The sequence below is a fragment of the Bacillus sp. 16GRE42 genome (genome assembly GCF_019837435.1).
In the GTDB taxonomy this organism is placed as follows: domain Bacteria; phylum Bacillota; class Bacilli; order Bacillales; family Bacillaceae_G; genus Bacillus_A; species Bacillus_A wiedmannii.
Genome location: NZ_JADAXF010000001.1, coordinates 2061071 through 2074564, shown reverse-complemented (window position 1 = coordinate 2074564; position 13494 = coordinate 2061071). Strand labels below are relative to the sequence as shown.

The 13494-nt window shown below is 37.7% G+C and carries 10 protein-coding genes; 9 read left to right on the top strand and 1 reads right to left on the bottom strand.

From position 1 onward, the window contains the following. Window positions 1-37: 37 nt before the first annotated feature. The 8 genes from dnaE (at window position 38) to ILS93_RS10700 (ending at window position 10866) form a co-directional block, all read left to right on the top strand. Entirely contained in the window at window positions 38-3364 is a 3327-nt protein-coding gene (gene dnaE, locus ILS93_RS10735) for a DNA polymerase III subunit alpha (protein ID WP_064474604.1), read from the top strand. Window positions 3365-3497: 133 nt separating this feature from the next. After that, window positions 3498-4706, top strand: a complete 1209-nt coding sequence (gene ystJ / locus ILS93_RS10730; protein ID WP_161796084.1) for an NADP-dependent malic enzyme — start codon at window positions 3498-3500, stop codon at window positions 4704-4706. 14 nt (window positions 4707-4720) lie between these two features. Next, complete coding sequence (locus tag ILS93_RS10725; RefSeq protein WP_000204434.1) at window positions 4721-5365, top strand: FadR/GntR family transcriptional regulator; 645 nt, start codon at window positions 4721-4723, stop codon at window positions 5363-5365. Between the two features lie 185 nt (window positions 5366-5550). Next, window positions 5551-6420 carry an acetyl-CoA carboxylase, carboxyltransferase subunit beta gene (accD, locus tag ILS93_RS10720; protein ID WP_000942866.1) on the top strand — a complete coding sequence of 290 codons (870 nt, stop codon included), beginning with the start codon at window positions 5551-5553 and terminating at the stop codon, window positions 6418-6420. Continuing rightward, window positions 6408-7382: an acetyl-CoA carboxylase carboxyl transferase subunit alpha gene (gene accA, locus ILS93_RS10715; protein WP_064474605.1), complete on the top strand. Its 975-nt coding sequence runs from the start codon at window positions 6408-6410 to the stop codon at window positions 7380-7382. The genes accD and accA overlap by 13 nt, the downstream gene beginning before the upstream one ends. 128 nt (window positions 7383-7510) lie before the next feature. After that, on the top strand, window positions 7511-8470 hold the full coding sequence (gene pfkA / locus ILS93_RS10710; RefSeq protein WP_000821162.1) for a 6-phosphofructokinase: 960 nt from the start codon (window positions 7511-7513) through the stop codon (window positions 8468-8470). Between the two features lie 53 nt (window positions 8471-8523). Further along, on the top strand, window positions 8524-10281 hold the full coding sequence (gene pyk / locus ILS93_RS10705) for a pyruvate kinase (RefSeq protein WP_001232679.1): 1758 nt from the start codon (window positions 8524-8526) through the stop codon (window positions 10279-10281). 195 nt (window positions 10282-10476) lie between these two features. Beyond that, complete coding sequence (locus ILS93_RS10700) at window positions 10477-10866, top strand: FxsA family protein (RefSeq protein WP_064474606.1); 390 nt, start codon at window positions 10477-10479, stop codon at window positions 10864-10866. A 524-nt stretch (window positions 10867-11390) separates the two neighbouring features. Here ILS93_RS10700 and ytvI read toward each other — a convergent pair. Then, window positions 11391-12509 (bottom strand): sporulation integral membrane protein YtvI, encoded by a 1119-nt coding sequence (gene ytvI / locus ILS93_RS10695; protein WP_222660430.1) that lies wholly within the window; start codon window positions 12507-12509, stop codon window positions 11391-11393. Between the two features lie 420 nt (window positions 12510-12929). On the opposite strand from ytvI, the gene ILS93_RS10690 reads away from it, so the two are divergent. Beyond that, window positions 12930-13391, top strand: coding sequence for a DUF441 domain-containing protein (locus ILS93_RS10690; protein ID WP_000625511.1), 462 nt, complete (start codon window positions 12930-12932; stop codon window positions 13389-13391). Window positions 13392-13494 lie beyond the last annotated feature (103 nt).

Below are 13494 nucleotides of genomic sequence, written 5' to 3'. Positions count from 1 at the left end.
ATAAAAGTAGTCAGATTGGTAAAGAGAGGGTACAACAGTGAAGTTTGTGCATTTACAATGTCAAACCGTTTTTAGTTTATTAAAAAGTGCTTGTAAAATTGATGAGCTTGTAGTCAGGGCGAAAGAACTTGGTTTTTCGTCACTCGCTATTACGGACGAAAATGTTATGTATGGCGTTATTCCGTTTTATAAAGCATGTAAGAAACATGGTATACAGCCTATTATCGGCTTAACAGCTTCTATTTTTAGTGAAGAAGAGGAAAAATCTTATCCGCTTGTTTTACTTGCTGAAAATGAAATGGGCTATCAAAATTTATTAAAGATTTCTAGTAGCATTATGACGAAGTCAAAAGAAGGTATTCCGAAAAAGTGGCTTGCCCATTATGCGAAAGGATTAATTGCTATTTCACCAGGTAAAGATGGGGAAATTGAACAATTATTATTAGAAGACAAAGAGAGTCAAGCTGAAGAAGTAGCTCGCATGTATCAAAGTATGTTCGGTAATTTTTATATGAGTTTGCAGCATCATGCGATTCAAGATGAACTGCTCCTGCAAGAGAAATTACCTGTATTTATGAGTAGGATAAATGTTCCAGTCGTTGCGACAAATGATGTACGCTACATCAATCAAAGTGACGCACTTGTTCATGAGTGCTTATTATCTGTTGAAAGTGGAACGAAAATGACTGATCCAGATAGACCAAGGTTGAAAACGGATCAATATTATTTAAAATCATCAGATGAAATGGAAGCACTATTTTCTCACGTAGAAGAAGCGATTTATAACACAGTAGAAATTGCAGAACGTTGCAGAGTAGAAATACCGTTTCATATAAATCAATTACCGAAATTTCCTGTTCCAGCTAACGAGACGAATGATATGTATTTACGCCGCGTTTGTGAAGAAGGCTTGCAGAAACGATATGGTACGCCGAAAGAAGTACATATAAGGCGTTTGAATCATGAATTAACCGTTATTTCTAGTATGGGGTTTAGTGATTATTTCCTCATCGTGTGGGATTTTATGAAGTATGCGCATGAAAATCATATTTTAACAGGACCAGGACGTGGATCGGCAGCTGGCTCACTCGTTTCTTACGTATTAGAAATTACAGATATTGATCCGATTGAATATGATCTATTATTTGAAAGATTTTTAAACCCCGAACGTGTGACACTTCCAGATATTGATATCGATTTTCCAGATATAAGACGTGATGAGATGATTCGATATGTGAAAGATAAATATGGTCAGCTTCGTGTTGCACAAATCGTAACGTTCGGGACGCTTGCAGCGAAAGCGGCAATTAGAGATATTGCGCGTGTAATGGGGCTTCCGCCGCGAGATATTGACATATTCTCAAAACTTATCCCATCAAAGCTCGGTATAACGTTAAAAGATGCATATGAGGAATCGCAATCACTCCGTGAGTTCATACAAGGGAATCTGTTGCATGAGCGTGTGTTTGAAATTGCAAAACGTGTAGAAGGTTTACCACGTCATACGTCTATTCATGCAGCTGGCGTTATTATGAGTCAAGAGCCGTTAACAGGAAGTGTTGCAATTCAAGAAGGGCATAACGATGTGTATGTTACGCAATATCCAGCTGATGCATTAGAAGAACTTGGTTTGTTAAAGATGGATTTTTTAGGATTACGTAATTTAACGTTACTTGAAAATATTATAAAGTTTATCGTGAAAAAGACGGGAACACAAATTGATTTAAGAAATTTACCGCTTCAAGATGAAAAGACGTTCCAATTGTTAGGTAGAGGGGATACAACAGGTGTATTCCAGCTTGAATCAGGTGGTATGCGAAATGTACTTCGCGGGTTAAAACCGAATGAATTTGAAGATATTGTCGCTGTTAACTCGTTATATAGACCAGGACCAATGGAACAAATTCCAACCTTTATTGAATCAAAGCACGGAAAAAGAAAAATTGAATATTTACATCCGGATTTAAAGCCGATTTTAGAAAGAACATACGGTGTAATTGTATACCAAGAACAAATTATGCAAATTGCGTCGAAGTTGGCGGGATTCTCGCTCGGAGAAGCAGATTTATTACGCCGTGCAGTGAGTAAAAAAAATCGTGATATTTTAGATCAGGAACGTAAGCATTTTGTGCAAGGTTGTTTAAAAAACGGTTATGACGAGACATCCGCGGAGAAAATTTACGATTTGATTGTAAGATTTGCGAATTACGGTTTTAACCGAAGTCACGCCGTAGCCTACAGTATGATTGGATATCAGCTTGCCTACTTAAAAGCGAATTATACGTTGGAATTCATGACGGCACTATTATCAAGTGCAATTGGAAATGAAGATAAGATTGTGCAGTATATACGCGAAACGAAGCGAAAAGGTTTTCATGTTTTGCCGCCGTCTCTTCAGAGAAGTGGTTACGATTTCCAAATAGAAGGCAATGCGATACGTTACAGCTTACTTTCCATTCGAAACATCGGAATGGCTACAGTGACAGCATTACTCGAAGAACGAGAGAAAAAAATGTTTGAAGATTTATTTGAATTTTGTCTTCGCATGCCATCAAAGTTTGTAACAGAGCGAAATTTAGAGGCGTTCGTCTGGTCTGGATGTTTTGATGATTTTGGTGTTTCGAGAACAAATTTATGGAAAAGCCTTAAAGGAGCGTTAGAGTACGCAAATCTTGCACGTGATTTAGGAGATGCTGTTCCAAAATCAAAATACGTACAAGGAGAAGAGCTCTCTTTTATTGAACAGTTAAATAAGGAGAAGGAAGCACTAGGTTTTTATTTATCAAGCTATCCGACAGCGCAGTATGTGAAGTTAGCGAAAGAATTAGAAATTCCATCTCTTGCTCAGGCGATGCGACATAAGAAAAAAGTACAAAGGGCTATCGTGTATATAACAAGCGTGAGAGTGATTCGTACGAAAAAGTTGCAAAAGATGGCGTTTATTACATTTTGTGATCAAAATGATGAAATGGAAGCAGTTCTTTTCCCTGAAACGTATATACATTTCTCAGATAAGTTACAAGAAGGAGCAATTGTTTTAGTTGACGGCATGATTGAGCTAAGAAATCATAAGTTACAATGGATTGTAAATGGACTATATCCATTAGAAGAAATGGATGTGTATGAAGAAAAGAAAGACGCATCTGTTTACGTGAAATTGCCGTCTCAGTATGAGAAAAAGCTTTTAAATCAGGTTACTAAAATATTGTTTGACTATTCAGGTTTTGCGAAAGTACTAATTTATTATGAAAAGGAACATAAAATGGTACAATTATCTCGAAGTTTATCGATTCATCCAAGTGAAGAATGTTTAGGAGCACTTCGTGAAATTGTCGGGGAAGAAAATGTGGTTGTGAAAATATAATGGACAATTTCCCTACACTTCGATTATTATAGTAGTAGTGTTCGTGGTCAGACCACTTGGAGAAATTGATATCAGCTAGAATAATTTGAGGAGAGTGGATAGTTTGTCAACACTTCGTGAAGAAGCACTTCACATGCATAAAGTGCATCAAGGAAAATTAGAAACTGTATCAAAAGTAAAAGTAGAAAATGCAAAAGATTTAAGTCTTGCATATTCTCCAGGGGTTGCAGAACCTTGTAAAGAAATTTATGACGATAAAAGTAAGGTATATGAATATACGATGAAGGGAAATATGGTAGCAGTTGTGACAGATGGCACGGCTGTACTTGGTCTTGGTAACATTGGACCTGAAGCATCTCTTCCAGTAATGGAAGGTAAAGCTGTATTATTCAAGAGCTTTGCTGGTGTAGATGCATTCCCAATTGCCTTAAATACAAACGATGTAGATAAAATTGTTGAAACTGTAAAATTAATGGAGCCAACTTTTGGCGGCGTTAACTTAGAGGATATCGCAGCACCAAACTGCTTCATTATTGAAGAACGTTTGAAAAAAGAAACAAATATTCCTATCTTCCATGATGATCAACACGGAACAGCTATCGTAACAGTAGCAGGTCTTGTGAACGCGCTAAAATTAGTTGGAAAGAAAATGTCTGACATTAAAGTTGTCGCAAATGGCGCAGGTGCAGCAGGTATTGCAATTATTAAACTTTTATATCGCTATGGTGTACGCGACATTATTATGTGTGACCGTAAAGGCGCAATCTATGATGGTCGTCCTACAGGTATGAATCCGGTGAAGGATGAAGTTGCAAAATATACAAATAAGAATCGTATCGAAGGTTCTTTAGCTGACGTTGTACAAGGTGCGGACGTATTCATTGGTGTATCTGCAGAAGGTGCATTAACAGAAGAGATGGTTCGTACAATGAATGACGATGCAATTATTTTTGCAATGGCGAATCCAGTTCCAGAAATTATGCCAGAATTGGCAAAAGCAGCGGGCGCAGCTGTTGTTGGAACGGGTCGTTCTGACTTCGCGAACCAAGTAAATAATGTACTAGCGTTCCCTGGTATTTTCCGTGGTGCACTTGACGTACATGCGACACAAATTAACGAAGAAATGAAGATGGCAGCTGTACAGGCTATTGCTGAGCTTGTAGCAGAAGATGAGTTGAATGCAGACTATATCATTCCGGCACCGTTTGACGCGCGTGTAGCGCCTCAAGTGGCAGCTTACGTTGCGAAAGCTGCAATGGAGACAGGAGTAGCTCGCCGTCAAGTAGATCCAAATGAGATTGCTGAGAAAACAAAACAATTAGCGCTGATTGGTAAAGAATAAGCGAGGAATTTCCATTGACATCATCAAATACAAAAGTATATCTCGAAATTGTAAAAAAAATCCGTTCCATTATGGAAGAAGATGGATTGGTGGCAGGGGATCGTTTGCCGTCTGAGCGTGAGTTAAGTTCACGTTTAAACGTAGGGCGTTCCTCTGTAAGAGAAGCATTGCGTGCTTTAGAACTGGTAGGATTGATTGAAACGAGACGTGGTGAAGGGACGTTTATTCGAAACTTTTACGATAACGGTCTTGTACAATTGATTGCGCCGTTCTTACTGCAAGATGAGAAAACAATTCGTGATTTATTACAAACAAAACGATTGCTTGAGAAAGATATGATTCGAATTGTATGTAATTTGCCGAAAGAAACGTTTTCTAAAGTGCTAAGAAAATTAAATCAAGTGCTTGAAGAAAATGAAAATTCAATTCCGATGCTTCATCAAACGTTCTTTAAAACACTCATTGAACAAGTCGATAATTATTTACTATATCGCATTTGGATGATCGTAAATGATTACGTATCAACTCTTTCTTGTGAAGTTTCAGGAGATTCTATCGATATGTATAGAAAGCTTTATGCTACTTTGGAAGAAAAACAAGAAAATGATGCACTAAAAATTTACGATGAATTAGTAGAGAATATACAGTTTCACTCGTAATGTATAAAATTTGTCGAAATGACCATGACACGTTATGACAAACATTCTATCGCGTAGCGGTTAAAGTTAAACGTAAAGAGTGAGGTTATTAGACAGATTGAGAAGATAAGGCTAACATCAAACTTTGGTGTTAGCCCAATTTTCTTCTTGCGCTAACCTTAGCTCTCAACGAAGGGGGTCAAATTGTGCTAAGAGATTTATTCGTGAAAAAGAAAAAGTACGCTGCAATACCTTCAGAACAAGTACGAAAAGATGTACCAGATGGCGTTATGACAAAATGTCCGAAATGTAAAAAAATCATGTATACGAAAGAGCTTCTAAAAAATTTAAAAGTATGTGTGAATTGTGGATATCATCATCCTATGAATGCATGGGAACGTCTTGATAGTATATTGGATGAAGGGTCATTCCGTGAGTATGACAAAGAAATGGTTTCATTAAATCCACTCGAGTTTCCAGGATACGAAGAGAAACTAGAGAGCGATCGTAAGAAGACTAAATTGAACGAAGCGGTTGTAACTGGTGAAGGAACAATTGATGACATGCTTGTTGTTGTTGCAGTAATGGATTCTCGTTTTCGAATGGGCAGCATGGGCTCTGTTGTAGGAGAGAAAATTGCCCGTGCAGTTGAAAAAGCATACGACTTACAAGTTCCATTTATTATCTTTACTGCGTCGGGTGGTGCCCGTATGCAAGAAGGGATATTAAGTTTAATGCAAATGGCAAAAACAAGCGTAGCTTTGAAAAAGCATAGTAATGCAGGAGGGTTATTTATTTCTGTTATGACTCACCCAACGACGGGCGGGGTTTCAGCGAGTTTCGCTTCACTTGGTGATTACAATCTTGCAGAGCCAGGTGCACTTATCGGATTTGCTGGTAGACGTGTAATTGAACAAACAGTGCGTGAAAAACTACCGGAAGATTTCCAAACGGCAGAATTTTTATTAGAGCACGGTCAATTAGATGCGGTTGTGCATCGTGATGATATGAGAGAATCGCTCCGTAAGATTTTAGAAGTTCATCAAGGAGGGGAAATGGCTGTATGGCAGAGCTAGAATTTGAGAAACCAGTTGTTGAGCTAAGAAATAAGATTCGTGAACTGAAAGACTATACGAAAAACAGCCAGATGGACTTCAGTGAGGAGATTCGTATTTTGGAAGACAAGCTAGAAAAATTAGAGGAAGATATATACGGCAATATGAAAGTATGGGACCGTGTTCAAATTGCTCGTCATGCAGAACGACCGACAACGCTCGATTATATTGAGCACTTATTTACTAATTTTTTTGAATGTCATGGAGATCGCCTATTTGGCGACGATGCAGCGATTGTCGGCGGCATTGCGAAATATAAGGGGATGCCTGTAACTGTAATTGGGCACCAACGCGGAAAAGATACGAAAGAAAATATTCGTCGTAATTTTGGGATGCCTCATCCAGAAGGATATCGAAAAGCACTGCGTCTAATGAAACAAGCGGAAAAGTTTAATCGTCCTATTATTTGTTTCATCGATACGAAGGGAGCTTACCCTGGTAAAGCAGCTGAAGAACGTGGACAAAGTGAGGCGATTGCCCGTAATTTATTTGAAATGGCGGGTTTAACTGTCCCTGTTATTTGTATTGTTATCGGTGAAGGTGGTAGTGGTGGTGCGTTAGGTCTTGGAGTAGGCGATTACATTCATATGCTGGAAAATTCCACGTATTCTGTTATTACACCAGAGGGTGCGGCGGCAATTCTTTGGAAAGACGCTAGTAAAGCAAAAGAAGCTGCAGAAGCGATGAAAATTACAGCATTAGATTTGAAAGAATTAGGTGTAATTGACGAAATTATTCCAGAGGCAAAAGGCGGAGCGCATCGTAATATTTTAAAACAATCAGAAAATATAGATTTAATGCTTAAGAAAACTTTTGAACAATTAAGCGGAATTTCGAAAGATGAATTAATCGAAAAACGTTATGAAAAATATATGAAAATTGGGCAAGTTTCGTTTTCAAACGCTTCCATTGGGATAAAATAATAAAAGCGTGCGTTCCTCTTCGCGAATGCACGTTTTTATTATGAAAAGACACATCTTCTCCATTGTGTTTTTATATTTTTTCGTGTTATTTTATTATAAGGCAAATAATCTTTATGAGGTGAGTACAAATGAAACGTATTGGTGTATTAACAAGTGGTGGAGATTCACCTGGTATGAATGCTGCCATTCGTGCAGTTGTTCGTAAAGCGATTTTCCATGATATTGAAGTATATGGTATTTACCATGGATACGCTGGTTTAATTTCTGGTCATATTGAAAAATTAGAACTTGGTTCTGTTGGCGATATTATCCACCGTGGTGGTACGAAATTATATACAGCAAGATGTCCTGAGTTTAAAGATCCAGAAGTACGACTAAAAGGTATCGAGCAATTAAAGAAACACGGTATCGAAGGACTTGTTGTTATTGGTGGAGATGGCTCTTACCAAGGTGCTAAAAAATTAACTGAACAAGGATTCCCATGTGTTGGTGTACCAGGTACAATTGACAATGATATTCCTGGAACAGACTTCACAATTGGTTTCGATACAGCTTTAAATACTGTTATTGATGCAATTGATAAAATTCGTGACACAGCTACATCTCATGAACGTACATATGTTATCGAAGTAATGGGACGTCATGCTGGAGATATCGCATTATGGGCTGGTTTAGCTGATGGTGCCGAAACAATCTTAATTCCAGAAGAAGAGTATGACATGGAAGATGTTATTGCTCGTCTGAAGCGCGGTAGTGAACGTGGCAAAAAACACAGTATTATCATTGTGGCTGAAGGTGTTGGAAGTGCAATTGACATCGGTAAGCACATTGAAGAAGCAACAAACTTTGATACTCGTGTAACTGTATTAGGTCACGTACAACGTGGTGGATCACCAAGTGCACAAGACCGTGTATTAGCAAGTCGTCTTGGCGCAAGAGCAGTTGAATTATTAATTGCTGGTAGAGGTGGACGTTGTGTAGGTATTCAAGATAATAAACTTGTTGATCATGATATTATCGAAGCGTTAGCTCAAAAGCATACAATCGATAAAGATATGTATCAATTATCTAAAGAATTATCCATCTAATCGGCTTAATGTCGGATATTTGGGAACGGTTTCATAATTTTCGGAGGTGCAATATGCGTAAAACTAAAATTGTATGTACTATAGGTCCTGCTAGTGAAAGTATTGAGAAATTAGAACAATTAATCGAAGCAGGTATGAACGTTGCTCGTTTAAACTTCTCTCATGGTAGCCATGAAGAGCACGGCGCTCGTATTAAAAACATTCGTGAAGCTTCAAAGAAAACTGGTAAAACAGTTGGTATTTTACTTGATACAAAAGGTCCAGAAATCCGTACTCACGACTTCGTAGACGGACAAGCTGAGCTTGTAACAGGTGCGGAAGTAGTTCTTTCTACTGAGCAAGTATTAGGTACTGCAGAGAAGTTCTCTGTATCTTATGCTGGTCTTTATGACGATGTAGACCCAGGTTCTCGTATTCTAATCGATGACGGTCTTATCGAACTAGAAGTAATCGAAAAAGCTGACGGAAACATCCGTACAAAAGTTTTAAACAGCGGAACTGTAAAAAATAAAAAAGGTGTTAACGTACCAAACGTAAGCATTAAGCTTCCTGGTATCACTGAAAAAGACGTAAAAGATATCGTTTTCGGTATCGAGCAAAAAGTTGATTTCATCGCAGCTTCATTCGTACGTAAAGCATCTGACGTATTAGAAATCCGTGAATTATTAGAAGGGCATAACGCTCAATACATCCAAATCGTACCGAAAATCGAAAACCAAGAGGGTATCGATAACATCGATTCAATCTTAGAAGTTTCTGACGGTTTAATGGTAGCTCGTGGTGATATGGGTGTAGAAATTCCGCCAGAAGAAGTACCATTAGTACAAAAACGTCTAATCAAAAAATGTAACGTGTTAGGTAAACCGGTTATTACTGCGACACAAATGTTAGATTCTATGCAACGTAACCCACGTCCAACTCGTGCAGAAGCAAGTGACGTAGCTAACGCGATCTTCGATGGTACAGATGCAATCATGCTTTCAGGTGAAACAGCTGCTGGTCAATACCCAGTAGAAGCAGTAACAATGATGGCTAACATTGCAGTACGTGTTGAAAAATCATTACAATATGAAGATATGTTCAAAAAACGTATTAAAGAGTTCACTCCAACAATCACAGATGCAATTAGCCAATCTGTTGCGCATACAGCACTTGCTCTTGATGTAGCTGCAATCGTAGCTCCAACAGAAAGTGGACATACTGCGAAAATGATCTCTAAATACCGTCCGAAATCTCCAATCGTAGCTGTAACATCTGACGAGCAAGTAGGACGTCGTCTTGCACTTGTTTGGGGTGTGCAAGCATTTATGGCTGGAAAACGTGCAGCGTCTACTGACGAAATGTTAGATACTGCAATTCAAACAGGTATGGATGCAGGTCTAATTGGACTTGGAGACACTGTAGTAATCACTGCTGGTGTTCCAGTTGCTGAAACTGGTACAACAAACTTAATGAAAATCCATGTTGTTGGTGAAGAAGTTGCGAAAGGACAAGGAATCGGTCGTAAAGCTGCAAAAGGTAAAGTAGTTGTAGCGAAAACAGCTGCTGAAGCTGTAGCGAACGTAAACAAAGGTGATATCCTTGTTACAACAAGCACTGATAAAGATATGATTCCTGCAATCGAAAAAGCTGCTGCTCTAGTTGTAGAAGAAGGCGGTCTAACAAGCCATGCGGCTGTTGTAGGTGTATCAATCGGTATTCCTGTTATCGTTGGTGTAAACGGCGTAACAGCAACTTTAAAAAATGGCCAAGAAGTAACAGTTGATGCAGCACGCGGAATTGTTTATAATGGACATGCGGAAGTGCTATAAGTAATATGAAGAGAAGGATCGGAGTCCTTCTCTTTTTTTTACACAAAAACGAGGTGGAATCAGCTTGAAACGCCTGGAATTGGGTTTAGAAGCCGTTTGTTACGAGGTTCAATAGGGAAAGGTGTTTAGTTTTTGTGTAGCGTATACGGGCGTTATGGGTTCGTTTAAAGTGATGCGTGAGAGGAGTGTAGAACTATGAAGTGGTTACTATTCTTGTTTATTTTAATACCGGCGATTGAGATTACAGTCTTAATTGGATCGAGTCATGTAATAGGTTTATGGTCTACGTTCGCTATGATTGTATTTACGGGTGTTGTAGGTGTCTATTTGGCGAAAAGACAAGGATTTAAAGTACTTGGAGAGATTCAATCTAAGTTGAATAGAGGAGAAATGCCAGGAGGAGCGGTACTGGATGGTATTTTTATCTTTGTAGGAGGTATTCTTTTGGTACTTCCTGGATACGTAACGGATATAATGGGTTTGATCTTCGTTATCCCTATGACGAGGGCTTTGTTGAAGCCATTTGTTATGAAGTGGATGGAATGGAAGTTTAGAAAGAGTTCTACTATTATTGTGCAGAAATAGTGCTTAGATTATAGCGATCTAAGCACTATTTTTTTTGCCCGCAAAAGGATGGCGGATGGATGAAGTTCTGTTAATTAAAGTTTTGCTGTATCATGCCTTAAAATTTGGTGAATGCGAAGGAGTTAAGTGGAAATCGGACTGCTCATACTAATCCGGTTGGTGAAAGTTAATAATCGTAGTTTTGCTTTATTATATTTGCTGTGTATTTTTCGGTTGGATATGTAGGTAGTTCTTACTGAGTATACTGTAGGGAAATTCATATGAACTCAAGCTGGTTTTTGTATATTTATTCATTTACATAAAAAGTAATAAATGTAAGTAATAATTATAGGAATAATAGAATAAATATGTAAAAATACCTCGAAATATGCATTTTTCATGCAAAAAAACAAGAGTATTATCCTTTTTCTGGGGCAATTCTCTCGTTGTATGTAATGAGTGTAAAAAATAAGTACAAGGAATAATCAGTGGGAATTTCCCACTGATTACATGTAAGTTTTTTGTTGTATATGAATTAGAAACTATTATTTTAAAGGTGTGCCTTTAATATATTTCCACAAATCATGGAATACACGAGCTTTGTGCAATGTATTAAGTAGTACTAAGGTGACTGGACCGATGATTAATCCTAAAAAGCCAAAAAGCTTAAAGCCGACAAATAGAGCGATCAGTGTTGCTAATGGATCGAGGCCGATATTAGATGAGAGTACTTTAGGCTCCATAATTTGTCTTTGGACAATCACGACGATGTATAAGATGAGAAGACCGATGGCGAAAGCAGTGTCGCCAGTGAAAAATACGTATATAACCCAAGGAACGAAGACGGCGCCGGTTCCTAAATATGGGAGTAAATCTACAACCCCTGTAATAATCGCGATAGTAATGGCGTATGGTACGCGTAATATTAAAAGTCCGATTAGTACAATAACAGTTGTCATAGATACGAGTGTAAGTTGCGCTTTAACAAAACCAAATAAAGCTTTTCTTAAATCGACAAAAATAGTTTTTCCATAGCCATGAACACGATTCGGCAAAAATTTTCTTACTTTCTGAGCAAGACGGTGCCAATCGTAACTAATGAAGAAAGTGGCTAATAAAACGAATACAAGGACAGTTAAAGTTGTTGGTAATGCACTAATGAAATTTGTTAACCCGCTTATAATAGCAGTTAAAAGTTCTTTCATTTGCGTCGTTGCTTCGGTTCCTAAGTTTTGAATGTTTTGTGTAATCGTATAGCGCTGTGGTTCCCCAAGATGATTAAATTTAGAAATTAAATCATCATAGAGAGGCATAATATGATTAAGTGCAAATTGCTCTGCGAATTTAACGATATCCGGAAACTTTACTGTAACAAGTTGTAGTAAGTATGTTGTGGCAGATATTGCTTCTGTTACAAGATATGTAACGAGTCCAACGATAGCTCCAAATACGAGAATTAAGCTAACGAGTACTGCTAGTGCGCGAGGAAATTGTAGTTTTTGATTAAGGAAATTGACGACAGGATTAATCAAATAAGCAAATGCGAAAGCGATAATAAAAGGGTAGATAAGTCCTGACATATATAGTAATGCATAGAACCCGGCTACCGTTGCTACAATGACAAATATGAGTCGCAATATCATATATAGTAAGTTTCGGTTCAAAGATGTATACCTCCCATTCCAATTTGGATTATCCTAATTCGTTCAACTTATAACGAGTGTGCTGCACTGATTAAAGTTTCACTTTATGTTATAGTGGAATGATGGATTTTTCCTGCTTTTTCAGTACATGAGTGACTGTAAAAGCTTGGTGTTGATGCTTCTACTATATGGTAAAAACTTCATTTTCTCTTCTTTTTATTTTACCTGTTTCTTATTAGAAAAGAAAGGAGAGACAATCGTTTTCAAAAATGTATACATGCTTAAATTTTTGATGATGAAAGTCTCAGTTTGTCAGTTTAAAATACATAAAAAATGAAGTGGTTATTGTTGAATATACATCGATATAGCATGTATAACGATAGGTTTAAAGGTATTTTTGTTTGGAAATGAGTTCATTATTTTCAGAAAGGAAGTGCAAACATGATTAGTCAGTCAACGTTATTTTTATTCATACTACTTATTATAGGACTTGTTGCTAAAAACCAATCGCTTACTGTAGCTATTGGTGTGTTATTTTTATTGAAATTTACGTTTCTAGGAGATAAAGTCTTTCCTTATCTACAAACGAAAGGGATTAACCTCGGTGTAACGGTTATTACAATAGCAGTACTCGTACCGATTGCAACGGGGGAAATAGGTTTTAAACAACTTGGAGAAGCGGCGAAATCGTATTATGCATGGATTGCTTTAGCTTCAGGGGTAGCGGTTGCTTTGTTAGCGAAAGGCGGCGTACAATTATTGACGACGGATCCTCATATTACAACTGCGCTCGTTTTCGGGACAATTATAGCGGTTGCTTTATTTAATGGAGTTGCTGTAGGTCCATTAATTGGGGCTGGAATTGCCTATGCAGTTATGAGTATTATACAGATGTTTAAATGAGAAATTTTATAGTAATATAAAAATTTTGAATTCTTTCTGTTCACAAAAGTCAGATAATTGTTTATAATAGGATTAGAAACTTTGAAAAGTTACATAACAGCAG

Bases quoted from the DNA above. Each gene is read 5' to 3' on its own strand.
- ystJ (WP_161796084.1), top strand. From the start codon at position 3,498: ATGCATAAAGTGCATCAAGGAAAATTAGAAACTGTATCAAAAGTAAAA.
- ILS93_RS10690 (WP_000625511.1), top strand. From the start codon at position 12,930: ATGATTAGTCAGTCAACGTTATTTTTATTCATACTACTTATTATAGGA.
- ILS93_RS10700 (WP_064474606.1), top strand. From the start codon at position 10,477: ATGAAGTGGTTACTATTCTTGTTTATTTTAATACCGGCGATTGAGATT.
- accA (WP_064474605.1), top strand. From the start codon at position 6,408: ATGGCAGAGCTAGAATTTGAGAAACCAGTTGTTGAGCTAAGAAATAAG.
- pfkA (WP_000821162.1), top strand. From the start codon at position 7,511: ATGAAACGTATTGGTGTATTAACAAGTGGTGGAGATTCACCTGGTATG.
- pyk (WP_001232679.1), top strand. From the start codon at position 8,524: ATGCGTAAAACTAAAATTGTATGTACTATAGGTCCTGCTAGTGAAAGT.